This is a genomic window from Psychrobacter alimentarius (genome assembly GCF_001606025.1).
Taxonomy (GTDB): domain Bacteria; phylum Pseudomonadota; class Gammaproteobacteria; order Pseudomonadales; family Moraxellaceae; genus Psychrobacter; species Psychrobacter alimentarius.
Window position 1 is genome coordinate 456,674 of record NZ_CP014945.1, and the last position, 24,351, is coordinate 481,024.

The 24,351-nt window shown below is 45.9% G+C and carries 18 protein-coding genes; 15 read left to right on the forward strand and 3 right to left on the reverse strand.

What is annotated here, in order from left to right:
• The first annotated feature begins 2 nt into the window (after nt 1-2).
• Nucleotides 3-635, forward strand: coding sequence for a hypothetical protein (locus A3K91_RS01935; protein ID WP_062843775.1), 633 nt, complete (start codon nt 3-5; stop codon nt 633-635).
• Between the two features lie 112 nt (nt 636-747).
• Here the strand turns inward: A3K91_RS01935 and hslO are convergent, their stop codons facing one another.
• The gene (gene hslO, locus A3K91_RS01940) at nt 748-1,728 is read right to left on the reverse strand and encodes an Hsp33 family molecular chaperone HslO (protein ID WP_062843776.1); all 981 of its coding nucleotides are present in this window, start codon (nt 1,726-1,728) and stop codon (nt 748-750) included.
• Nucleotides 1,729-2,114: 386 nt separating this feature from the next.
• Between hslO and A3K91_RS01945 the strand changes: the two genes are divergently transcribed.
• The 12 genes from A3K91_RS01945 to A3K91_RS02000 all read left to right on the forward strand — a co-directional run bounded on the left by A3K91_RS01945 (nt 2,115) and on the right by A3K91_RS02000 (nt 17,093).
• Nucleotides 2,115-3,098: a glutamate/aspartate ABC transporter substrate-binding protein gene (locus A3K91_RS01945; RefSeq protein WP_062843777.1), complete on the forward strand. Its 984-nt coding sequence runs from the start codon at nt 2,115-2,117 to the stop codon at nt 3,096-3,098.
• 95 nt (nt 3,099-3,193) lie between these two features.
• The gene (locus tag A3K91_RS01950; RefSeq protein WP_062843778.1) at nt 3,194-3,940 is read left to right on the forward strand and encodes an amino acid ABC transporter permease; all 747 of its coding nucleotides are present in this window, start codon (nt 3,194-3,196) and stop codon (nt 3,938-3,940) included.
• Nucleotides 3,937-4,608 carry an ABC transporter permease subunit gene (locus A3K91_RS01955; protein WP_062843779.1) on the forward strand — a complete coding sequence of 224 codons (672 nt, stop codon included), beginning with the start codon at nt 3,937-3,939 and terminating at the stop codon, nt 4,606-4,608. The genes A3K91_RS01950 and A3K91_RS01955 overlap by 4 nt, the downstream gene beginning before the upstream one ends.
• 178 nt (nt 4,609-4,786) lie before the next feature.
• On the forward strand, nt 4,787-5,506 hold the full coding sequence (locus tag A3K91_RS01960; RefSeq protein ID WP_062845812.1) for an amino acid ABC transporter ATP-binding protein: 720 nt from the start codon (nt 4,787-4,789) through the stop codon (nt 5,504-5,506).
• Nucleotides 5,507-5,836: 330 nt separating this feature from the next.
• Nucleotides 5,837-7,075 (forward strand): FAD-dependent oxidoreductase, encoded by a 1,239-nt coding sequence (locus A3K91_RS01965; RefSeq protein ID WP_062843780.1) that lies wholly within the window; start codon nt 5,837-5,839, stop codon nt 7,073-7,075.
• 314 nt (nt 7,076-7,389) lie between these two features.
• Entirely contained in the window at nt 7,390-9,147 is a 1,758-nt protein-coding gene (locus A3K91_RS01970; RefSeq protein ID WP_062843781.1) for an AMP-binding protein, read from the forward strand.
• Between the two features lie 126 nt (nt 9,148-9,273).
• Nucleotides 9,274-10,884, forward strand: coding sequence for a carboxyl transferase domain-containing protein (locus tag A3K91_RS01975; protein ID WP_062843782.1), 1,611 nt, complete (start codon nt 9,274-9,276; stop codon nt 10,882-10,884).
• Nucleotides 10,885-11,066: 182 nt separating this feature from the next.
• Nucleotides 11,067-11,876, forward strand: coding sequence for an enoyl-CoA hydratase/isomerase family protein (locus tag A3K91_RS01980; RefSeq protein ID WP_062843783.1), 810 nt, complete (start codon nt 11,067-11,069; stop codon nt 11,874-11,876).
• Between the two features lie 99 nt (nt 11,877-11,975).
• Nucleotides 11,976-14,111, forward strand: coding sequence for an acetyl/propionyl/methylcrotonyl-CoA carboxylase subunit alpha (locus A3K91_RS01985; RefSeq protein ID WP_062843784.1), 2,136 nt, complete (start codon nt 11,976-11,978; stop codon nt 14,109-14,111).
• 13 nt (nt 14,112-14,124) lie between these two features.
• On the forward strand, nt 14,125-15,045 hold the full coding sequence (locus A3K91_RS01990; RefSeq protein WP_062843785.1) for a hydroxymethylglutaryl-CoA lyase: 921 nt from the start codon (nt 14,125-14,127) through the stop codon (nt 15,043-15,045).
• A gap of 208 nt (nt 15,046-15,253) precedes the next feature.
• The gene (locus A3K91_RS01995) at nt 15,254-16,441 is read left to right on the forward strand and encodes an isovaleryl-CoA dehydrogenase (RefSeq protein ID WP_062843786.1); all 1,188 of its coding nucleotides are present in this window, start codon (nt 15,254-15,256) and stop codon (nt 16,439-16,441) included.
• Between the two features lie 184 nt (nt 16,442-16,625).
• A complete protein-coding gene (locus tag A3K91_RS02000; RefSeq protein ID WP_062843787.1) occupies nt 16,626-17,093 on the forward strand; it encodes an energy transducer TonB in 468 nt (155 codons plus the stop codon).
• Between the two features lie 80 nt (nt 17,094-17,173).
• Here A3K91_RS02000 and A3K91_RS02005 read toward each other — a convergent pair whose 3' ends face one another.
• Both A3K91_RS02005 and A3K91_RS02010 read right to left on the reverse strand, forming a co-directional pair.
• Nucleotides 17,174-17,902 (reverse strand): pantothenate kinase, encoded by a 729-nt coding sequence (locus A3K91_RS02005; protein ID WP_062843788.1) that lies wholly within the window; start codon nt 17,900-17,902, stop codon nt 17,174-17,176.
• 73 nt (nt 17,903-17,975) lie between these two features.
• On the reverse strand, nt 17,976-18,974 hold the full coding sequence (locus tag A3K91_RS02010; protein ID WP_062843789.1) for a biotin--[acetyl-CoA-carboxylase] ligase: 999 nt from the start codon (nt 18,972-18,974) through the stop codon (nt 17,976-17,978).
• 207 nt (nt 18,975-19,181) lie between these two features.
• Between A3K91_RS02010 and A3K91_RS02015 the strand changes: the two genes are divergently transcribed.
• Nucleotides 19,182-20,123 carry a hypothetical protein gene (locus tag A3K91_RS02015; protein ID WP_136139167.1) on the forward strand — a complete coding sequence of 314 codons (942 nt, stop codon included), beginning with the start codon at nt 19,182-19,184 and terminating at the stop codon, nt 20,121-20,123.
• A 66-nt stretch (nt 20,124-20,189) separates the two neighbouring features.
• A complete protein-coding gene (locus A3K91_RS02020) occupies nt 20,190-24,155 on the forward strand; it encodes an AAA family ATPase (protein ID WP_062843791.1) in 3,966 nt (1,321 codons plus the stop codon).
• The last annotated feature ends 196 nt before the right edge of the window (nt 24,156-24,351 follow it).

Consider the following 24,351-nt stretch of genomic DNA (forward strand, 5'->3'; position numbering starts at 1 on the left):
TAATGAAAAAAATATCACTGTGTTTGGTAAGTTTGTTCTTACTGACTAGCTGTGCAAAGCCAAATGTACACGACCCTAGTGCTCAAATTAAAGTAGATGTAGAGGGCGACAACTACGTTATTCCGTTAAATCATATTGTCAAGCCAGATACGGGTAGTTACGCAAGTTTTGAGACAGATACAGGACTTGGTTATTTCTTTTGGCCGAGTGGTCGGGGCCTTAATAATAATGATAAAGATCCAAACGTTTTGAAATATGACGACGACATTATAAAATTTAACTGGACAGCGATAGATTCAGGGATTATAGGCAATGATATGTCTATGAGAGTTCAAACTGTAAAAGAGTCGAATCGTAGAGACAGTACTCAGGATAAATTCAATCTAGAAGCCTATGTAGGCAGTAGTTATGATTCTAGTCTGTCTTATATAGGATATGTTTATCCAAATTCACCCACTACTTTTCAATGTTGGATAGCGGAAAACGAAGACCAGAACAGTCTCTGCCAAATGGAATATCTGCACCCTGTTTACAATAATAATGTCCTGATTCATTTTGACGCAAAGAACCTCTCAGACTGGCAAGCAATCAATGCAATGGCGATTGATTATATGAAAAAATGGCATCAAGACTGAAGATGGTTTGACGTCAAAGCAGTAATACACCTTTTAAAATTGCAAAAGCAAAAACCCTCAAGCATTACACTTGAGGGTTCTTTTACAAAGACTGATGTATAGTGATGAAAAACTACTCAGCAAATATCGCTGCCACATCGTCTTTATCAAACTTATAGACTTCACCGCAGAATCCGCAGTCCATCTCAAACGTACCGCCTTGCTCTTCAACGATCTCAAGCGCTTCCGCTTCGCCGATTTGCTCAATTGCCATTTCGCATTTTTCGCGTGAGCAAGTACAACCAAAGGATAACGGTACAGGGTCCGGAGCGACAACGCTTTCCTCGTGGTACAAGCGATACAAAATTTCGTTGGCATCAAGCGTGGTCAGCTCTTCTGCTTTCAGCGTTCGTGTCAACACACTCAGACGTATCCACAAATCATCATCGATACCAGCATCTTCGTTTTGCTCAACTTCATACGTTTCTTCTGCCGTACGAGGTAACATCTGTACCAATATGCCGCCCGCTTGTAAGCCGTCAGAAGCTAAGTTAATCAGCGTTGGAATCTGCGCCGACTGCTTCTGATAATGTGCCAAGCAATCTGCCAAATTGTCATGACTGCGCTCAACGATACCTTGGTATGGCTCGCCACCTTCAGGTTGGATATTGATAAACAATACGCCCTGACCGGGAGCACCAAGCTCTGCAAATGCTTCTTTGGCATGAGTCATGTTTTCCCATGCCTGCCCTTGCTCGTCCGTCTCGCCCTTCCAGCTGGCAAGCGCGCGAATGATGCCATCTTGATCGCATTCTGCCATCGCCCAATTGAGCAAGCTGTCGCTGTCTGATGATTGCAGCTGAATCGACAAGCGGCCGTTTATTTTAACCGTACTGATAAGCAAACTTGCTGCCGTCAACATCTCGCCTAATAAGCGTTTGATGGCTTCAGGATAAGGCTTTTGAGAGATGGTGCTCGCGTAGCTTCGTGATAGGCGCACCACATCACCGCGCACTGGCGAGTCCTCGATAAAAAAGCGCTGACGTACGTCATTGTCGCTATGGTGGCCAGTGGCTTGGCTATCTGTGTTAGGGACTTGAGTATCTTGTGTCATAGGTCAATTATAGTATTAGGAAGTTGTTAGCTTTATGGGGATTCATCCTGATTTATCAATTGGCTTTTTTAGATTGAGTTACTGTTTTAAGTGATTTACACAGCACAAATAAGCGCATTTTCTTATAAATAACAGAGGATATAAGAGGCTATCAGACACACTTTATTTTGGGATAGGCAGATAAATAGCGCAAGAGCCACAAAATAATAGTCTCAATAAAAAAAACTTCCCTACACCTGTGAATTTGTTGTACAGTAACATTAAGTTGCATTGTGATAAATACTAGCAACAACCACAGGGATGCGTGGCAATAGGGTCGATGTCTACGACCTGTGTCGTCAAAGCACTCATTCAATATTGTGTAATGTGATAAAAGGATGTGTTTCATGAGCTATTTATTCTCCAAACCGTTGACGTTGGCTGCCTTTATGGCACTAGGCCTAGTGGGTTGTAATAACAGCAATCAGACTGCTACTGAGACAGCGCCAGCTGATGACGCCACAACAACAGAACCTGCAGAAAACACCAACGGTACGCTCCAAAAAATCAAAGATTCAGGCACTATCGTTGTTGGTCACCGTGACTCTTCTATTCCTTTTTCTTATATTGCTGATGATCCTAATCAACCTATCGGCTACGCGCATGACTTAGAAATGAAAGTGGTCGAAGCCGTTAAGCAAAAGCTTGATATGCCAGATCTAAAAATCCGCTATAACCTAATCACATCACAAACCCGTATTCCATTGGTACAAAATGGCACGGTAGATTTTGAGTGTGGTTCTACCACCAACAATGAAGAGCGCCAAAAACAGGTGGCATTCTCGAATGGTTTCTTCGAAATTGGTACGCGTCTACTGACCAGTAAAGATTCAGGCATTAAAGATTTTGCTGATCTAAAAGGCAAAACTTTGGTCACCACAGCCGGTACAACATCAGAGCGTTATATCCGTCAGTACAATGATGATAACAAAATGGATATGAATATCATCTCAGCAAAAGATCATGGCGAAGCATTCTTAATGCTAGAAAATGGCCGTGCCGATGCCTTTATGATGGATGATGTGCTATTGGCTGGCGAAAAAGCCAAAGCAAAAAATCCAGATCAGTGGGTTATCGTGGGTGAGCCGCAATCATTTGAGATCTATGGTTGTATGATGCGTAAAGATGATCCTGAATTTAAAGCAGTGGTCGATGAAGCGCTGAACAATGTCTTTAGCTCAGGCGAGATCAATAGTATCTATGATAAGTGGTTCTTAAACCCAGTCCCACCAAAAAACGTCAATCTAAACTTTGAGATGTCAGACAACTTAAAAGCTTTGATTGCCAATCCTCATGACGGTGCTCAGCCAAAAGCTGCGACCGCGCAATAATTTTTGTCTTTCACTATAGCGTTGCTTACGTATTTGCCTGACATCATCGTCAAGCTGATACGTGAGCTTTTTAATCGTTGCTCGGAGAGACAATCATGAATTATAGCTGGAACTGGGGTGTGCTCTTTGAGCAAACTGGCATCGGTAATGAGCTGTATATCCACTGGATAATTACCGGTCTTGGCTGGTTGTTGTTGATTGGCAGTATCGCATGGGCTATCGCCATGGTTGTGGGTACCATCTTTGGCATCATGCGCACCTTACCCAACAAGACAGCTCGTGCAATCGGTACGGCTTATGTGACATTTTTTCGTAATATTCCCTTGCTTGTTCAACTGTTTTTTTGGTTTTATATTGCCCCTGGATGGCTGACACCTGCGATTCAAGATTGGTGGTATAAAGACTTATCGCCAAATACATCCGCTATGTTGTCGGCGAGTATTGGTCTTGGTTTATTTACTGCTGCTCGTATTGTCGAACAGGTGCGTACTGGTATCGAATCATTGCCGAAAGGACAGGTCAATGCCGCTTATGCACTTGGCTTTAATGTCTCACAAGTTTATAAAGAAGTGTTATTACCGCAAGCCTTTCGTATTATTTTGCCGCCGCTTAGCTCTGAGTTGACCAACTGCTTTAAAAACGCGTCCGTTGCGTCGCTGGTTGGGGTCATGGAGCTGATCAGTCAAACCAAAACCATCAGTGAATATACTCAAAATAGTATTGAGATCTATACGTACGCGACAATTATCTATTTGGTATTCAATCTGTCTTTGATTGCAATTATGGGTTTCATTGAACGTAAACTGCGCGTACCTGGACTGATTGCAGGAGGTCGCAAATGAATATGATGACCGAATTGGCAACCGCTTATCCCGGCCTGATGGGCGGCATGATGACCACCTTGAAAGTGCTGGTGTTGGCCATTATTGGTGGTATCAGTTTAGGAACAATACTGGCATTGATGCGTTTGTCTGGTATCAAAGCCCTTGAGATACCTGCAAAATTGTACGTCAACTATTTCCGTTCAGTGCCGCTGCTGCTGGTGTTGCTCTGGTTTTATTTTGCCGTACCGATGATTTATTTTTGGATAGCTGGCAAATATCTGCAACTTGATGCTGCTTTTGCGTCTTGTGTGGTGGCCTTTATGATGTTTGAAGCTGCTTACTTCTCAGAAGTGGTACGAGCGGGTATTCAATCGATTGGTAGCGGGCAGGTCAACGCTGCCAAAGCGCTTGGCATGACCTATGGGCAGACCATGCGTTTGGTAATTTTGCCACAAGCGTTTCGAAAAATGCTGCCATTGATTTTGCAGCAGTGTATTATTTTATTCCAAGACACGACACTGGTATTTGCCATTGGCCTGACGGACTTTTTCCGCGCAGCCTATGTCCGCGGTGAGCTAATGGGACTACTCACGCCTTATATCTTAGGCGCTGGTGCGATTTACTTCATCATCAGTTTGAGTGCGTCTATTGGCGTACAGCAGCTACAAAAACGGTTAAGGTTCTAGCACCGTTTTTGTACCAGTTTTTTCGTGTTAACACTTTTATTGAGTAGCGACTATCAATAACAATTATCAAAAATAATGTGGTTAGGAGCCAGTGATGAGTAATGCTGATACGTATACAAACGCTTTTGGTGGACTGGTCACCAATAATGGTCATGCGAGTGACGAGATAGTCATTCAAATGAGTGAAGTCAGCAAATGGTATGGCGATTTCCAAGTACTAAAAGACTGTACCGCCCACGTTCATAAGGGCGATGTGGTGGTTGTTTGCGGCCCATCGGGTAGTGGTAAATCCACTCTGATTAAGACAGCCAACGGATTGGAACCTTTTCAAAAAGGTAAAATCATGGTCAATGGCATCTCTGTCGGTGACCCAAAAACCAATTTGCCTCAATTGCGTAGCCGCGTTGGGATGGTGTTTCAGCACTTTGAGTTGTTTCCGCATCTGACCATTATCGATAATTTGACAGTGGCGCAGATCAAGGTGTTGGGACGCAAAGAGTCTGAAGCCAAGCAAAAAGCAATGGCGTATCTAGATCGCGTTGGTCTGACGGTACAAGCCGCCAAATATCCAGCCGAGCTGTCTGGTGGCCAGCAGCAACGTGTGGCAATCGCTCGTGCGCTTGCGATGGATCCGGTGGCAATGCTGTTTGACGAACCAACGTCGGCGCTTGACCCTGAGATGATTCAGGAAGTACTTGATGTCATGGTGGAGCTGACTCGTGATGGCATGACCATGATGTGTGTGACGCACGAGATGGGTTTTGCCAGTCAGGTAGCCAACCGAATCATCTTTATGGATGAGGGCAATATCGTCGAAAACTGTAGTAAAGATGAGTTCTTTGAAGGTGCAAAAAGTGAGCGTGCGCAGATGTTCTTATCGAAGATTCTCAATCATTAAAATATAGTTTTAACATTTTAGTTAAAGAGCATTTGATTTCGTTTAAAGAATACAGTGCTGCTGGGATGAACTTTGCGTAGCCTCTGCGTTGACAGCAAGCAAGGAAAGTTTATACCAGCGGCACTGGTTATTAACTCATACATCTTGTTTTTTCAATCTTATTTATAAAATAACTCATAAAAGCGTCTATTTATAGGCGCTTTTTTGTGTGATTGACTATTTGCAATTAGTACCTCTCACTGTTGAGGTGAGTGCATGTCTGTTTACTGGTACAATGGCTGCCATGATTTTTGATAATTAAAATAATCCCTTATTGATACTGGAGCTACTATGAACGCAGAAACCCTATCGGTAACATCATCAGACAATGGTGTCGTCATTATCGGAGCAGGCTTGGCAGGTTGGCATGTCATCGACGCCATTCGTGCAAAAGATAAAGATATTCCAATCACGTTGGTCACGACTGATAGTGGTGATCGTTATCATAAACCCATGCTTACGATGGCAATTAGCCAAAACAAACGCGCCTCAGACTTGGTACGGGCGACTGGCACTGATGCGGCAGAGGCGGCGCAAGTCACATTACTGGCCAATACTCATGTTGTCGATATTGATCCTGTGGCGCAAACCATACAGCTTGATACGACCGATTCGACAGGCGCACCGACCTCTCTTGGCTATGATAAAATGGTGCTGGCAATGGGTGCCCATCCCATTTTCCCAAAAAGCTTACCAGAGGATTTGGTCTGGCACGTCAACCATATTGAGCGCTTTGGGCAGCTGCAAGAAAAGCTTGCGACTGGTAGTCAGCATGTGGCCATTGTGGGCGCTGGCATGGTCGGTACTGAGATTGCCGAAGACTTACTCAAGGCAGGTCATCAGGTAACCTTGATTGACCTAAATGACGCGCCACTCTCGCAAATGCTTCCAGCAAAAGCGACGGCTCGTATCGCCAAAGCGGTGCAATCACAGGGCATTAACTTTTTGGGTGGTTATCAAGTGTCTGGCGTTCGTCGTATTAATGATGGCGATGAGGCTCATGAGAGTATCGGTAAGCTACAAGTCAGCTATGAGCCGATAGCCTCATCTTCTGACAGTCATTCTGGATCAGACTCTCAGACAGTGACGGTTGACCATGTGATTGCCAGTACTGGTTTGACCGTTGATGATAAATTACCAACCGCTGCAGGCGTTGAGTTCGATCGCCGTACCGGTATTGTGGTTGACGCGCCCACATTACGTACCCATGCCGACAATATTTATGCCATTGGCGATTGCATGTCGATCAATGGGGTTGCTTGTCGCTACGTCGCACCATTGCGTGCGCAGGCGGCGACTATTGCTGATGATATCTTAGGTCTAGATCATAATGGCTATGATCATAAACCACCCATGATACGCCTAAAAAACAAGGCCATCTCTGTCATGGCAACGGGTGTACCGCAGGCGAATGGCAATTGGCAAGTTAAGAGCGAAAGCGATGATGAGCTAGTCATGGAATTGTTTGACGATAATAATGAGGTTAGCGCCACCGTGACTATCAAAGCACCAGCAACACCCAGCGCGTAAAGGCATTCATCATATCCAAAAGCATGAAGTTCAATGAGACAGCTATTTGATCGTTGTCTCTCACGACTAAGCCAGTCATACTGAAATAGTATGGCTGGCTTTTTTGTGTCAAATATTCGTCATGTTTTTATGGTATCTTTAATAAACGCTATAATTTAACATCTCAATTAAATGATACATTTTGTATTGATATTATTGACAGTCTTTCGTTTATGGCGGTATAGTAATTGACGTTATGTAAGAGCTGTTCAAGGAAGAGTGGTTTATTTTAAGCTATTGATAAGTACCATAAAAGTAAAACGAAAGGACTCGTTATGACTCAAACCCCTGATTTTGAAAACATCCTCAATACTATCCCTAGTATTAATATGGGCGCGCGCTCAGCCAATGCCCCGCTTACTCAAAGTTATGATAAAGGCCCTGATGTACCGCTGATTGAAGCGACCATCGGCGACTTTTTTGACGCCATTGTCTTTAAATATCCTGAGCGTGAAGCACTGGTATCGTGCCACCAAAATATCCGTTGGACCTATCGAGAGCTACAACAAAAAGTCAATCAATTGGCCAGTAGTATGATTGAGATGGGACTTGAGATTGGCGATCGCATCGGTATTTGGTCACATAACAATGCTGAATGGCTATTGATGCAACTTGCGACTGCCAAAGTCGGCGTTATCCTCGTCAACATCAATCCTGCCTATCGTACCTTTGAGTTGCAATACGCGCTGAATAAACTGGGCTGTTCGGCGCTTGTGCTCATGCGCCATTTCAAAAGCAGTGATTATGCCAGCTTGATTCGAGAGCTGTGCCCTGAGATTTATCATAAAGATTATACGCAGCTTGATTTGGTTGAGATTCCAACGATTGAGCGCATTATTTGGATTGATGAGCCAGACAGCGACGAAGAATTTGGCTTTATGCAAAAGTTCTCGGCGTGGATGCGTGAAGGTGATGCCAACGATCCAAGAGTGGCGGCGCGTCAAGCACAGCTTAAAAACACTGACGCTATTAATGTACAGTTCACCAGTGGGACGACAGGTACGCCAAAAGGGGCAACGCTCAGCCATCGCAATATCTTAAATAACGGTTATTTTATCGGTGAGGCTATGAATCTCACTGAAGAAGACAGACTCTGCATCCCCGTTCCTTTATATCATTGTTTTGGTATGGTACTTGGTAATCTCGCCATTCTCACACATGGTGGCTGCATCGTTTATCCAAACGACGGTTTTGAGCCGTTATCTGTCTTGCAAGCAGTCGAAAACGAAAAATGCACGGGCTTGCATGGTGTGCCAACGATGTTTATTGCCGAACTTGATCATCCTGAATTTGATAATTTTGATTTATCGACCTTGCGCACAGGCATCATGGCAGGTTCTAGCTGTCCGATTGAAGTCATGCGCCGCGTCATCGATAAGATGCACATGAGCGAGGTGACGATCGCTTATGGCATGACCGAGACCAGTCCAGTGTCTTGTCAGACTAACGAACACACGCCACTTGAGAAGCAAGTATCGACTGTTGGATTGGTGCAGCCAGCGCTTGAGGTAAAAGTCGTCGATACCGAGACAGGTGAAATAGTACCGCTTGGCGAGACAGGCGAGCTACTCACCCGAGGGTATTCGGTGATGAAGGGCTATTGGGGCAGTCGTTTTAAGACGCGCGAAGCCATTAAAGATGGCTGGATGCTGACAGGGGATTTGGCAACGATGGACGAAGAGGGTTATGTCAAAATCGTTGGTCGTAGCAAAGACATGGTCATTCGCGGCGGAGAAAATATCTATCCAGTAGAAATTGAAAACTATCTATACCGTCATCCCAAAATTCGTGACGTACAAATCGTTGGCGTACCGGACAAGCGTTATGGCGAAGTATTGGCGGCATGGATTATTGCAAAAGAGCCGGACAGTCTGACCGAAGAAGAAGTGCGTCAATTCTGTCGTGAGCACATTGCCCATTATAAAGTGCCTACCTACTATCGATTCGTGACGGAATATCCCATGACCATCACGGGCAAGATTCAGAAATATAAAATCATTGAGCAAATGAAAGAAGAGTTGGGGTTGTCATAAGCTTACGCTTACTTATCAACGCTAAAATACCAAAGATGAACTATGTGAGTAATACTTAAAAAATAGCAGTTGGCGTCATTCATACAAAAAGCCACTCGCATTTACGTATTAAAGAAAAGGGATATCATGAGCACTATTATCACCAGTAAACTGAGTCCAAATGCTACTGAATTTCAGCAAAACAGTGCCGCCATGCAAGCGATCGTTGACGACTTATATGTGCACCTGCGCAAAGTTGCTCAGGGCGGATCAGCGCGTGCACGCGCCAAACATTTAGCAAGAGGCAAGCTCTTACCTCGCGAGCGTGTCGAGCGTCTGCTTGACGTCGGTACGCCGTTTTTGGAGGTTGCGCCAATGGCAGCGCACGACATGTATGGTGAAGATATCCCAGCGGCAGGCGTCATTGCCGGTATTGGCCGTATCAATGGCGTCGAGTGTATGATCGTCTGTAATGATGCCACCGTAAAAGGCGGCACTTATTACCCAATGACCGTCAAAAAGCATCTACGCGCGCAAGAAATCGCGCAAGAAAATCATTTGCCTTGTGTGTATTTGGTTGATTCGGGCGGTGCCAATTTGCCCAACCAAGATGATGTGTTCCCTGATAAGGAACATTTTGGCCGTATTTTTTTTAATCAAGCCAATATGAGCGCCGCAGGTATTCCACAGATTGCGGTGGTTATGGGTAGCTGTACGGCTGGCGGGGCGTATGTGCCAGCGATGAGTGATGAGTCCATTATTGTCAAAGACCAAGGAACTATCTTTTTGGGCGGGCCGCCACTGGTCAAAGCTGCCACAGGTGAAGAGGTTACAGCAGAAGATCTAGGCGGCGGTGATGTCCATACTCGTCTGTCGGGCGTGGTCGATCATTTGGCACAAAACGATACGCATGCCTTATCGATTGCTCGTAATATTGTTAGCCACTTGAATCGTCCTGCCAAAAACATACCGAATCAAATCACACCACGTCCACCGCGTTTTGATGCCAAAGAGCTGTACGGTATCATTCCCACAGACAAGCGCAAGCCATTTGATATCAGAGAAATCATCGCCCGTATTGTTGATGATAGCGCTTTTGATGAATTCAAAGCACGCTTTGGGACAACCTTAGTCTGTGGCTTTGCCCATATTGAAGGTATGCCAGTCGGCATTATTGCCAACAACGGCATCTTATTCAGTGAGTCTGCCCAAAAGGGCACGCACTTTATTGAGCTGTGTTGCAAACGCAAAATTCCTTTAATCTTTTTACAAAATATCACAGGCTTTATGGTCGGTCGCAAATACGAAAACGAAGGCATTGCGCGTCATGGTGCCAAAATGGTCATGGCAGTTGCCAACGCCAAAGTGCCAAAATTCACCGTTATCGTCGGTGGCTCGTTTGGGGCTGGCAACTATGGTATGTGTGGTCGTGCTTATAGTCCGCGTTTCTTATGGATGTGGCCAAATGCTCGTATCTCTGTGATGGGCGGCGAGCAAGCAGCGTCGGTGTTGGCAACGGTCAAACGTGATAACTTCGATCGTAAAGGCGAGGCATGGAGTGACGAGGACGAAGCTGCCTTTAAAGCGCCGATTCGTGAGATGTATGAAAAACAAGGTCATCCCTATTATGCCACCGCGCGTCTTTGGGATGACGGCGTGATTGACCCTGCTGACACCCGTCATGTACTGGCGTTAGGACTAAGCGCGGCGTATAACGCCCCGATAGAAGAGACGACTTTTGGTGTTTTTAGAATGTAGCTGTGTAAAGGCTTGCTTAAAAATCATGATGGGCAATGTCAGTGATTAAGCTTATCCGTCATCAAGAAGTCAAAATTTACGCTTATAGTGGCGTGTGGTCGACAGATAGGGCTGAGCAACAGAATCCCTTAGCCCTAGGATTTTATCAAAATACAATAACAGCGTAAAAAAAAGAGAGAGTTATGCAAAAAGAGACAAATAATTATAAAAGTTTACTAGTTACTATCGAGCAGCACGTGGCTACTGTGACGTTAAATCGTCCTGAAATACGTAACGCCTTTAATGATGACATGATTAGCGAGTTGACTGAGGTGTTTACTCATTTGGGTGCTAATGATGAGGTGCGAGTCATTGTATTAGCGGCGGCTGGCAAGGTGTTTTGTGCGGGTGCCGACCTTAATTGGATGCGGGCGATGGCAGATTATAGCCATGAAGAGAACTTAGCAGATGCGGACAAATTGGCGCAAATGCTCAAGACCATTTATCAGTGTCCTAAACCTACGATTGCAGCCATTCAAGGTGATGTTTATGCCGGTGGCATGGGCTTGGTCGCCGTCTGTGATATCGCCATCGCGGTTAAGATTGCCAATTTTTGTCTCAGTGAAGTGCGTTTGGGACTCGCGCCTGCCACCATCAGCCCTTATGTTATCAGAGCGATGGGCGCTAGAGCCGCTCAGCGTTATTTCCTAAGTGCCGAAGTATTCGATGCCAAAAAAGCGCGTCAGCTTGGTTTTATCCATGAGCGTGTGAGTGAAGAATGGCTAAAAGATGAAGTGGCGACGCTGTGTGCCAAAATAGTCAAAAACAGCCCCGATGCGGTCAAAACCTGCAAAAACCTATTGCATGACATAGCAGGCGCCCCTATCACGGATGACTTGATTGCGGATACTGTCAAAGGAATTGCTGATATCCGCGCATCAACACAAGGTAAGGAAGGCGTACAAGCGTTTTTGCAAAAGCGTAAGCCTGATTGGCTGACAGTACCTGAATAACAAACTGGACAACAAAAAGTTTAAAACAGATAGATGTGACCATGCGCCGCTACGCTTAGTACCTATAATCAATAAAAATGACAAGACACAGGGATCGTTATGTTTTCTAAAATTCTAATCGCCAATCGTGGTGAAATTGCTTGCCGAGTGGCTGCCACTGCCAAACGTCTGGGTATTCAAACCGTCGCTGTTTATTCTGATGCGGACCGTACAGCCAAGCACGTGGCGGTGTGTGATGAAGCGGTTTATCTAGGCGGTTCAGCACCCAAAGACAGCTATCTTAAAGGCGATGCCATCATTGCGATTGCTAAGGAAACGGGCGCTGAGGCCATTCATCCTGGTTATGGATTTTTAAGCGAAAATGCCGACTTTGCTCAAGCTTGCCAAAATGCTGGCTTGGTCTTTATCGGGCCATCTGCCGATGCCATCCGTGCGATGGGCGGTAAATCTGAATCCAAGCGTTTGATGGAAGCTGCTGGTGTGCCTTTGATACCGGGCTATCATGGTGATAATCAAGATGCCACGTTTTTGCGAGCGCAAGCGGACAGTATTGGTTATCCTGTCTTGATTAAAGCAAGCGCTGGTGGCGGCGGTAAAGGCATGCGCATCGTTGAGCAAAGCCATGATTTTATTGATTTGCTAGATTCTTGTCGCCGTGAAGCCATTACCAGCTTTGGTAATGATCAAGTATTGATCGAAAAGTATGCCCTAAAACCACGTCATATCGAAATCCAAGTGTTTGGTGATACGCATGGCAATTATGTGCATCTGTTTGAGCGTGATTGCTCCGTGCAGCGTCGCCATCAAAAAGTGCTAGAAGAAGCGCCAGCCCCTGGGGTTGATGCGGCAATGCGTGAAGCGATGGGGACAGCGGCAATTGAAGCGGCACGTGCGGTTGACTATGTGGGCGCAGGCACGGTTGAATTCATTGTTGAGCAGCGCGCGGGTGCTATGAATTTTTACTTTATGGAGATGAATACGCGCTTGCAAGTGGAGCATCCTGTCAGCGAAGCCATTACGGGGGTCGATTTGGTTGAGTGGCAATTATTGGTCGCATCAGGTCAGCCTTTACCCAAAAAACAAGACGAGCTGGCGATCAACGGTCATGCGATTGAAGCACGTATTTGCGCTGAAAACCCTGACAATAACTTTTTGCCAGCGACGGGTACCTTGTTTACGTATCAAAAACCTGATCACAGCACCTTTGCCTTTAATAAAAGCGGCGCTGACGTGCGTATCGATGATGGGGTACGCGAGGGTGATGTTATCAGTCCGTTCTACGACTCTATGATTGCCAAGCTGATTGTTCATGCACCCACACGTGCGCAAGCGCTGGCTAAGCTTGATCGCGCATTGGCGCAGACGCGTATCGTTGGCCTGCCAAACAACGTGGCATTTTTACGCCATATTTTAAATACTGATTCGTTCAGCAAAGCCAATCTGGATACCGCACTGATTGAGCGTGAGCAGGATAAGCTTTTTAACCAGCATCCTATAAGTTTATCGACGTTGGTGGTGACGGCGATTGCGCAGCAGCTTGCCAGTGAAGCTGCAATGCAAAAGACAAACAACGATCCATTTAGTAAAGCGACAGGCTTTCGTGCTTATAGCGATTATAGCCGCTCATTTAGCCTAATCTACGATGAACAGTCATACCTTGCTCGTATCAGCAACTGGCATAATGCGGACTGCGCAGATAGCAAAAAAGGCACAAAAGCGCTCAGTAGTTTCGATCTTACCATTGAGAAAACCAATATCGACAGCAATATAGATACTCAAACCATAAGTACAGGGGTGTCAGAAAACCCTATCTACAAAGGGCAAGTGAGCTATGACAGTCATGATGTTCACACTCATACCTTGTGGTTAGAGGGTGCTCGTATCAGTGCGCAGAGCTGGGTGAATAATGAGACGGTCTATGTATTTACAGATGGTGGCCGTGATGAGATCACACTGATTGATATCATGGCGCATGTGGGTGAGGAGACGGCAGCCGTTGGCAGCTTAAAATCACCGATGCCGGGACAAGTGGTGGCTTTTAAAGTCGCGGTTGGAGATGCGGTTAAAAAAGGCGAACCGCTTGCCGTCATCGAAGCCATGAAAATCGAACATACAATCACTGCACCGACAGATGGCGTGGTGGCAGAGCTGTTATTTGTAGCGGGCGATTTGGTCGCCGATGGTGATGAGTTGTTGCGCATCGACAGTGGTAGTGATAGTAGCGACAGTCAGTAAAAAGGATGAAAAAATGAATATCTCGTACCCAGATCATGTTTCAATCGTCGATGTCAGCCCACGTGATGGCTTACAAAACGAATCCATGATCGTACCGACAGCCGTCAAACAAGCATTGATTACTGACTTAATTGACGCTGGTATCAAAAAGCTTGAAGCGACCAGTTTTGTGTCGCCAAAGTGGGTGCCACAAATGGGCGACAATGGCGCGCTGTTAGAAGCGCTGGCGCCTAGCAGACAGTCAGATATATGTTATTCAGTACTGGTGCCTAACATGCGCGGTTTTGACAATGCCATCGTACATCGTCCTGATGAAATCGTTATTTTTGGCTCCGCCAGTGAAACCTTTAGCCAAAAAAACATCAACTGTAGTATCGATGAAAGCATTGAACGTTTTGCGCCCGTTGCTGCGGCGGCAAAAGCTCAAGGTATCAAAGTACGCGGCGTCATCTCTTGTACGGTCGGTTGTCCTTATGAAGGCGAGATTGATCCGAGCCAAGTGGCGTATGTGACTAAACGCTTAGTGGAGATTGGTTCAGAGCAAATCGGTATTGCTGATACGATTGGTGTTGGTACACCGCTCAAGGTGCAGCGAGTGTTACAAGCAGCGTTAGAGTATGCTGATATTGCGATGTTGTCTGGGCACTTTCATGATACTTACGGTCAGGCACTCAGTAATACCTTAGCAGCGTTACAAATGGGCGTCAGTGAGTTTGATACCTCCGTCGCTGGACTGGGCGGCTGTCCATATGCCAAAGGTGCCACAGGTAACGTTGCGACCGAAGATGTGGTGTATATGCTGCATGGTATGGGTATCAGTACGGGAATTGATTTGGAAAAATTGGTGATCGCGGGCGAGCGTATCAGTGCGTTCTTAGGTCGCGCCAATGGCTCAAACGTCGCCCATGCTTTAATCAATAAGCGTCAGTCTTAGCAAATAAGTGACACTAAATAAAAGGCAAACGCTATCATTTTTTTGGTAGCTGGGATGAATTCTTCTCGCTTGCTGAGCCGTTGCAGACAGAGGCGTCGAAAAATTCATCCCAGCCTTACTAATAACGTTTGCTTGAAATAGATGCAATTTTCATCTTGAACAGAATCAACTTTATCAAAAATAAAATATCAAAAAACAAGGAATGGTTATGAGTTTACCCGGATTGAATTTTCAGCTTGGCGAAGATATTGATGCATTACGTGACGTCGTCCAGCAGTTTGCCGCCAATGAAATTGCGCCGCGTGCCAGTGAGATTGATAGTAGTGATGAGTTTCCAATGGATCTGTGGCAAAAAATGGGCGATTTAGGTCTACATGGCATCACCGTTCCTGAAGAGTATGGCGGCTCTAATATGGGTTATGTCGCCCACATGGTAGCAATGGAAGAAATCAGCCGTGCGTCCGCCTCTGTCGCCTTAAGCTATGGCGCGCATTCTAACTTGTGTATCAATCAGATCAAACGTAATGGCTCTGAGTCACAAAAACAAAAATATTTACCAAAGCTCATCAGTGGTGAGTTCATCGGGGCGCTGGCGATGAGTGAAACGGGCGCAGGCTCCGATGTCGTCAGTATGAAGCTCAAAGCCGAAGAAAAAGACGGCAGCTACATATTGAACGGCAGCAAAATGTGGATCACCAACGGCCCTGATGCCGATGTGATGGTGGTCTATGCCAAGACCAATCCTGAGCTTGGTGCCAAAGGCATGACCGCTTTAATCGTCGAAAAAGGCATGGAAGGCTTTGGTACCGCGCAAAAGCTAGACAAGCTCGGCATGCGCGGTAGCCATACAGGTGAGATGACCTTTAACAACGTTGAAGTCCCAAGTGAAAACGTTTTGGGTGGGCTCAATGAAGGCGTCAAGGTACTCATGAGCGGGCTAGATTATGAGCGTGCCGTATTGGCCGCAGGTCCTATCGGCATCATGCAAGCGGTGATGGATAATGTCGTTCCTTATATCCACGACCGTAAGCAATTTGGTCAAGCGATTGGAGAGTTCCAACTTATCCAAGGCAAAGTCGCTGACATGTATACCATCCTGCAAGCAGGTCGCAGCTTCTTATATACGGTAGGTAAAAACCTTGATATGCTGGATGCGCGTGGTGCTGGTCACAGTCGAGAAGTGCGCAAAGATTGTGCTAGCGTGATCTTATGGTGCGCCGAAAAAGCCACATGGATGGCGGGCGAGGGCATTCAGATATTTGGCGGTAATGGCTATACCAACGAGTATCCGCTTGGACGTTTTTGGCGTGATGCCAAGCTGTACGAGATTGGCGCGGGTACCAGCGAAATTCGCCGTATGCTGGTCGGTCGTGAGCTGTTTAATGAGACCAAGTAGTATAAAGATATAAGATTCTAATAGGTGACTTTCTAAATTTGGCTAACCATACTACTTTAAGGTAATGGCTGGTTAATAATAAACAATTGTGCTAAGGTGCGGTTTTATTTTTTGATTAACAATAATCGATTAATAAAACTGCCTCTTAGCCTTTTTTATCTGCCATGTTTATAAGACACTGCTTATGATGCCGACTACTACCTCGCTCAAAACACCCTTAAAAACTAACCTTCGATTAACTACTATTTCTACGCTGACAAGGGTACTGCTTGTACTGAGTATATTTGCGACACACAGCGCAAATGCTGAGTTAGAAGACATGTCACCATCGCAACCCGTCATTCAGTTTGCAACTTCTGATGCGAAGTGGGTACATCAACCAAGGTTTGATAGTCGTCACATTCGCAACTTAGGAGGTCATTGTAATCCAGAGGAACCTTGCAAAAGCAAACGTGTTGAAATGGAGTTCTTATTAAAGGTAAACAAAGAAGGCAAAATCGAAAACATTACCGTATTGAAGAGTAGTGGCTCCGATAAAATTGATAGTGAGTTTATGAGAGAATTACGCCGCAGTCTTTTAAAACCATTTAGAAAAGATAGCAAAACAGTAGCAGGTAGCGTCGCTGTTCCGATAATTTTTGAGTATTACTAAAGCTTAAACAATAATAAAAAAGCAGTACGCCTCACACGTACTGCTTTTTTTATTTTCAATCTAAAAGTGTCTATTGAATACTAAGACTGCTTGGTATGATCAAAATAACGCGCCAACCCATTTAACAACAAGTCATCACGCAATCGTACTGGCCGATTGATGTGCTGGGCAATGATAGATGCATCACCGCCGGTCATAATCAGCTCAAAGTTTGGATGACGATGGCTGATCTCATTGATGGCACCAACAATGGATAAGAGTATTCCGCGATGAACGGCATCCTGTGTGGTTATCCCTTGACCGACGCTATCAAACGTCCCATTAGAGATGGTGATTTGCTTGGTGCCTGAAAACAACGACTCACGTTGTAGGTAAATACTGGGGAAGATATAACCGCCCAAATGCTCCGCATGATCAATCAAATCAATCGTCACTGCGGTGCCACAACCGATGATACATTGGCGTTTTTTCTTATCGACGGCGCCCAGCATTTGTAGCCAGCGATCACAGCCCAGCTGCTTATCGTTATAGGCACTTTTCATCAGTGGGTGTGCTGCATCGACGTGGACAAATTCAAACGGCGTATTGAGACGGCCTAACGTATCTGACACCTTCATATTCAGATCGTCACCCAGCACAGAGGAGATGCCAATAAAATCAGGGGCATAGCGCTCAAAGCGATCGGTCAGACCCATCAATAATTCGGCAGGAGCTTGCAGATGCTGTTTGGCATCATGCGCCACTATCTGCCCGATATCGTCAGTGAGCCAATATTTAAGACGAGTGTTCCCAAGATCAAGCCAGAGCATAAAAATCCCTTTATATAGTGACGCCATGATCAATAGATACGTGACTCACGTGAGTGCTCATTAAATAGGTGGTTTAAACCTGATGAATAACGTCGATGCGTCCGGTAAAAAGCGCAGAAATCTTACCGTCATCTTGACGCAATTGCAAACACCCATGTGTATCGATACCGCAAGCGGAGCCAGTCATTGTTTGTGCTTCATTATTATGGTCTTGAGTAACGCGTAAGCGCAGACCAGCCAGCGCATCCATCGAACTAAATTGCTCCAAAAAACTGTCTAAATAATAGGTGTGCCCAGTGGGTTTCTCTAATGCCAAATGTTCAAAGCGTGTCATCGCTGCCATCAATGCCTTGCTCATCTGCTGATAAAGCACACGCAAACTCGGTAGCGTCATCGCGTCTAGTGGTAAGCGCTTGCAGATATCTTGCAAGCTAATGGCCTGATAACTCATACCTTCGCTGGTTTGTACTGTCAGTTTGGGCGCAGTTTTTACATTTAGACCGATACCCATCACGACGCCCACCAATTTGCCAGATTGCGTGACTGGCTCTATTAAAATACCTGCTAGCTTATTAAAAGGGAGTGTTTGTCCGGTGGGTTTAGAATCATCCAGAGTGGATTGACCTTGCTGTCGAGATTGGTTCTGAGATTTGTCAGAAAGTTGATAAAAGCCCAAATCATTGGCCCATTTTACGCCAATGGTTGCCATGCCTTGTGCGCGCAATTGCTCATTTAGTGCCTGAATAACGGGCATTTTTGCCAACTCAACCCCAATAATTAAGGACAGCAAACCACTGATTGGCATGGGCATCGGATGATATAAAGACAGATAGACATTGCCATGCGGTGATTGCCATGAGCGTCCGTGCTGACCACGACCTGAGCTTTGCGTTTCTGCGGTCAATAAGTGCATTTTGGTCGTGTCTAATGCACCAGTTTGCAGGGCATCGATAAGCTCGCTGTTGGTCGAGCCGCTGGTTACGAGATGTCGGTGGTTAAGCTCTGGCAAATGGTCAAGCGTGAGTGATGTGGAATCAGATAAACAGTCAGATTGAGGGGCAGATAATGGCATAAATTTGGTCGATGTGATGGCGGTAGTATGAGGAAACTTTGGTATACTGAGCGGTTGTCAAATTGTCATGAGTGAACAGTATAAAGTAGATAGCATAAAGGTCAGGTTACCATTTGGCAAATATAAATCATCTTGAGTGCGCGCCAGTGGTTGTGGTAAAAAAATCTTGGTAAAAAACTTCAAAATTAAACTGGAATCATTATTGGTATGAAAGCGACAGAAAAATATCGCCGTGTTTTTGGTTCAATGAGCCATTTAAAAGAGTCGATGCCGTGGACGATAGGGCTATCTAACATGGTAGAGTTTTTGGTGTGGGAGCCGCAGCGGATTCTTGGTGTGAGCAAAAAACAATATGTACGCCAAATCATTGAATGGGCGACCGCCCCAGAGCTAAAAGATAAAGAGGTGGAAGAAATAGAGAGCATCGTCAGTAAAAAACTGAATCATAAAATGAGTGAGTCTGAGCAATTAGAGACGTATTCAAAGCAAACGATGGGTATTTGCAGTGCTCGCGAAGCCGTACGCCGAATCACGTTTTTTTCTGAAGAGTATCTGAATAAAGAGCTCGATATTTTTTTAAGTCTGTGTAGCGACAACTATTTCGATCAGTTTTACGGACAATTTATGCGCTTTGATCAAGGTGGTTCGTGGTCAATACATGGTAACAGCGGGATTTTTGAAGCGAGTACCGAGCTAAAAGCCATGTATATGGATAATTTGGCCTACAATCATCAATCGAATATGCTGGTCGCCAATGAATTAAAATTCAATGGCAGAAAAAATCCCGATCAACTCTTAAAGTATTGCTTGATGTACGAACACTTGCTCGAAAAAGGTTTTATCGATAAAGGCGCCAAGTTTTTATTGTTATTTATTGGTGGTAGTGCGTTAGAGAGCAATAAGCAACGCTTGGTAGACCGAGAGCTTGCGCTATGCCACAAAAGACCCAAAAAGTATCAGTATTTATTAAGACAAGAGCTGCTAGATATCGTTGATTGTTTAGAAGTGGCCAGTATCACGTGGCAGTCGTTGATTGAGTTTAACAATCGCTATTTAGCAGAAAACAGTCTCTGCCAAGTCGAACAAAAACTGCTGCAAGGATTCAATCAAAGCCTGCAATCAAAATCGTTTATGCACTTATCACGTTAACCCTAAAAACTCATGACAATTTCAGGTAGAATAGCCGCCTGTTTTCGCTAAGTTTATTGATCCTTCATGCGTTTAAAATCCCTAAAACTGGCAGGCTTTAAGTCTTTTGCCAACCCAACGACTTTCACTTTCCGTCATGGTATCACCGCCATTGTCGGGCCAAACGGCTGCGGCAAATCCAACGTGATTGATGCCATTCGCTGGGTGCTGGGTGAAACCTCTGCCAAGCAGCTACGTGGCGGCGCGATGAGTGATGTCATCTTTGCAGGTACGCAAGACAAAGCCGCCAAAAGTGTGGCCAGCGTTGAGCTGACCTTTGAACACACGCAAGATGAGCAAAATGGTATTCGTCATGAGTTCAATCTCTATCAAGAGCTGTCCGTCCGTCGTCAGGTAAACTTGGAGGGACGCTCAGATTATTTCATCAACGGGACGCGCTGTCGCCGCCGTGACGTGGTTGATGTGTTCTTGGGTACTGGACTTGGCGCGCGCAGTTATGCGGTCATTGAGCAAGGCATGATTGGGCGTATTGTTGAGTCCAGTCCCATGCAGCTACGCGAGTTTATTGAAGAGGCGGCAGGGGTGTCGCGCTATCAAGCACGCCGCGAAGAGACACAAAAAAAGTTAGAGAGAACGCAAGAAAACTTAGCCCGACTGCACGATATGCAAAGCGAGCTGGTACGCCAACAAAAAACACTGTCTAAGCAAGCCGCCAATGCTCAGCGCTATGAAGAGATTGCGTTGACGCTTGCCGATATTAAGCAGCAGCTCTCCATTCAGCAGCTCTATCAAGCCAAACATAACCAGCAGCAGCAAAAAATCGCTCATGAGCGTAGCGCTGCCGACGTTGCCACCTTACAAGCCAGCTATGAGGCGCTAAAAGCCAAACAAGACAAGCTTACTGCGCACATCAACCAAGAACAATGGCTAAAGGACGATGCACAAAGTGCACACTATGAGCAGCAGCTCGCTCATCAAAAGGCCGAGCATCAACTAAGCGATGCAACCTCACAGCTGACAGCTATCAAGCAGCAGTTGACCAGCTTGGATCAGCAGCGCGAGCAGGCGTTGAGTGAGATGGACAGATTAAACGCTGAGCAAACTAAGCAGCAAACGACAGTAGCAGCTTTGCGTCCTCAGCTTAGCCAACTGACAGAAAACCGCGACACGCATAAGCGCAATGAGCAACCATTGCAGCGCGCCTGGCATGAAGCGCAAAACCAATTAAATCGCTTGCAAGACAATGCGCGTGCGCTTGAGCAGCAGCAAGCGATTAACGCCCAATCACAAAAACGCTATCAGCAAAGTTATGATAAATGGCAACGTCGCCAGTCAAATTGGCAGCAGTTATGGCAACAACTGCAACAGTCTGTCTCGCCGTCCGATAATGCAAATGCCCAAAAGCCGTCAGATACCCAAGTCTTAAGTCAGGCGTTAGAGACGCAAGTTAGTGAGCTCAATAAACGATTGCAGCAGATCGAGCGGCAGCAAGACAGCGTGGATGAGCGTCTGTCTGAATTGCAGCCACAAGCGCACAACATACAACAACGCCTAATCGCACAGCAGCGTGAATTGAGTGAGCATGAAAAACGTCATGCATTGTTGGCAGGTGAGTACGATACGCTGCATCAGATACTGCATCCAAAACCAGTGCCAAGCGCTCAGCAAAAGGCTGTTGCAACGACGGATTCAATGACCAAGGTTGCTAATTGTGTTGCTAGTCGTTATGCCGAACTAGGCATAACCACAGTACGTGAGCAAATTGAGCTGAGCGCCACAGGGCAAGTGTATGCATCGCTGCTTGATGATGTCTTGGCACTGTGGTTAGACAGTCATGTGCTTATCACTCATAAGACTCATCACTCAAGTGTTAATCATGATAACGATGATTCTCAACAAGCGGATAGTTTATGGCAGGCGCTCAAGCCTCATGCGACCGACTTGCTGACGTATCAAGTGGCACAAAACCAGAATGCTGCTACAAAAAGTAAGTCAGCATTGGAAACGGGTCATAGCTTATGGCTAGAGACTGCTAAGCAAAGTGAAGATAGCGCACGTCAAGTAGACACGTTGAGCAGTCCCTTGTCCAAGACATTACCAGAAGCACTGTCTGACAAGGTATGGACTTTATCTCAATTGATTGTGCAGCCCACCTTGGCGCTGTTTCAGCACTGTTATTTGTATACCGCATCGATTGAGTCAGATGATGATCAAGCTTCTGACGCACTTGCTGACGTTTTAAAAGCGCTGCCAGCGTCCGCTATTTTGCTCACTGCTGATAGATGGATAGTCAGCCGTCAAGGAACCATCAATCTTAGCAAATTTGCTGGCACGCAAGAGGGAAGTAATAGTCAGTTCTTAACCCAGCGTTTGCAGCAGCGTACCCGTTTGCAAGCGTTAGAAGAATTGCTTAATGAGCTTGAAGTAACGATAGAAGATCAAACAAAAGCCATTGCCAAAAACCAGCGTGATCAAGATGCTTTGAGCATCCATGTAGAAGAAGCGCGTGCACAATCAGCTGAGCTAACCCGTGATAAACATCAATATCAGCAGCAGCTCACCACTCAGCAAGCCAGTCTTGAGCGCCTACAAGCGGACAGCAAGCGTCTCATTAGCGACAAAGTGGCTCTCGAACAAGAGCAGCAAGAGTTGGTGCAAGAGCAGCAAACACTCAATCATGAGCAGCAGCATATTGAAGGTGAGATTGCAGCGCTGACGCCCAAGATAGCAGAGGCACGAGTAACCAGTCAGCAATTACAAGCTGAGCGCAGTGAGCTTGCGCGCGCGCGGCAAGCAGATGATGATGCGTGGCAAGCGTTGCAGCTACGTATTCAGCAAAGCGAGATGCGTTTGGAGCATAGCGCCAGCAGTCTGGTGCGGGCGACCGAGCAATATGATAAGTCGCTACAAAGTGAACACGCGCTAAAATCAAGTTATGAGCAGCAGCAACATAAATTGCCCGCCTTACAAGCGGCATTGCAAACCACACAGACTGCGCGTGATGAGCAGCAAGCCATATTGGTAGAGCGCGAAACGGCACTGGCAGCGCTTAAGACAGAGTATGCTCAGCAACAAACGCAGTTAGAGACGGCGCAAGATACACTGCAAAATCAGCAAAGCGCACTTGCACAGCACGCCACCGAATTGGCGTTGAGTGCAGCGCGTTTAGAAGATATCAGTCACCAAACGCAGGACGCTCTCACAGCATTTTATGAGGTAAGTCATCAGTATAAAGCGGCGTCAAACTTGCAGCCGCAACAACGAATGAGTGTTTCAAATTTACTGGCAGATTTCATCGCGCATGATCGCCGTGTACGTCCAGATAAGATTACGGAGCTTGAAAAAGAACGAACCAAGCTTGAACAGCAATTAGGTAAAATTGGCGCAGTCAATCTGGCGGCTGTGGCAGAGCTGGCAGAGGTCAACGAGCGCTTAGAACCACTTGAGCAACAGACCACAGATATTGCATCAAGTATGGAGACTTTGACGCAAGCGATTGCCTCGATTGATGAGACGACTAAGACGCTGTTTATGCAAACGCTCGATGCGGTCAATCAAGAGCTGGCCAATTTGTTTGCCAAAGTTTTCGGCGGCGGGCAAGCCAGCTTGACGTTAAATACCGACGACATGCCAGCCAACATCCCTGCTGACAAACACAAAGCAGAGCAGTGGCGAGCAGGGCTGACACTCATGGCTCAGCCAAAAGGCAAGCGCAACAGTCTTTTGGCGGTGCTATCGGGCGGTGAAAAAACCCTGACAGCCCTGAGTTTGATTTTTGCGATTTTTAAGCAGCATCCTGCACCATTCTGCGTGCTCGATGAAGTCGATGCGCCACTTGATGATGCCAACGTCGCCCGCTTTACCAGTTTGATTCATGAGCTGGCCGATGATTTGCAATTTATCTTTATCAGTCACAATAAGCTGACGATGCAGATTGCCCATGAATTAAAAGGCGTCACCATGCCAAGTGCGGGTATTTCAACTTTGGTCAGCGTGTCGCTTGATGAGGCCGAACGCTATATTTCTGAATAGAACAGAACCATTATAGTTCGACGCGGAACTGGTATGAATTTTTCTTGCTTGCTTTGCCTACGCAGACAGAGTCTGCAAAAAACTCATTCCAGTCCCGCTGTATCAATTTTATACTGAACTCACTATACAGTGCTGCCAACGATATATTAAAGCTCGGATAACAACGTCACACAAGTGTATCGGGCTGACGATAAAC

Bases quoted from the DNA above. Each gene is read 5' to 3' on its own strand.
- A3K91_RS01935 (WP_062843775.1), top strand. From the start codon at position 3: ATGAAAAAAATATCACTGTGTTTGGTAAGTTTGTTCTTACTGACTAGC.
- hslO (WP_062843776.1), bottom strand. From the start codon at position 1,728: ATGACACAAGATACTCAAGTCCCTAACACAGATAGCCAAGCCACTGGC.
- A3K91_RS01945 (WP_062843777.1), top strand. From the start codon at position 2,115: ATGAGCTATTTATTCTCCAAACCGTTGACGTTGGCTGCCTTTATGGCA.
- A3K91_RS01950 (WP_062843778.1), top strand. From the start codon at position 3,194: ATGAATTATAGCTGGAACTGGGGTGTGCTCTTTGAGCAAACTGGCATC.
- A3K91_RS01955 (WP_062843779.1), top strand. From the start codon at position 3,937: ATGAATATGATGACCGAATTGGCAACCGCTTATCCCGGCCTGATGGGC.
- A3K91_RS01960 (WP_062845812.1), top strand. From the start codon at position 4,787: ATGAGTGAAGTCAGCAAATGGTATGGCGATTTCCAAGTACTAAAAGAC.
- A3K91_RS01965 (WP_062843780.1), top strand. From the start codon at position 5,837: ATGAACGCAGAAACCCTATCGGTAACATCATCAGACAATGGTGTCGTC.
- A3K91_RS01970 (WP_062843781.1), top strand. From the start codon at position 7,390: ATGACTCAAACCCCTGATTTTGAAAACATCCTCAATACTATCCCTAGT.
- A3K91_RS01975 (WP_062843782.1), top strand. From the start codon at position 9,274: ATGAGCACTATTATCACCAGTAAACTGAGTCCAAATGCTACTGAATTT.
- A3K91_RS01980 (WP_062843783.1), top strand. From the start codon at position 11,067: ATGCAAAAAGAGACAAATAATTATAAAAGTTTACTAGTTACTATCGAG.
- A3K91_RS01985 (WP_062843784.1), top strand. From the start codon at position 11,976: ATGTTTTCTAAAATTCTAATCGCCAATCGTGGTGAAATTGCTTGCCGA.
- A3K91_RS01990 (WP_062843785.1), top strand. From the start codon at position 14,125: ATGAATATCTCGTACCCAGATCATGTTTCAATCGTCGATGTCAGCCCA.
- A3K91_RS01995 (WP_062843786.1), top strand. From the start codon at position 15,254: ATGAGTTTACCCGGATTGAATTTTCAGCTTGGCGAAGATATTGATGCA.
- A3K91_RS02000 (WP_062843787.1), top strand. From the start codon at position 16,626: ATGATGCCGACTACTACCTCGCTCAAAACACCCTTAAAAACTAACCTT.
- A3K91_RS02005 (WP_062843788.1), bottom strand. From the start codon at position 17,902: ATGCTCTGGCTTGATCTTGGGAACACTCGTCTTAAATATTGGCTCACT.
- A3K91_RS02010 (WP_062843789.1), bottom strand. From the start codon at position 18,974: ATGCCATTATCTGCCCCTCAATCTGACTGTTTATCTGATTCCACATCA.
- A3K91_RS02015 (WP_136139167.1), top strand. From the start codon at position 19,182: ATGAAAGCGACAGAAAAATATCGCCGTGTTTTTGGTTCAATGAGCCAT.
- A3K91_RS02020 (WP_062843791.1), top strand. From the start codon at position 20,190: ATGCGTTTAAAATCCCTAAAACTGGCAGGCTTTAAGTCTTTTGCCAAC.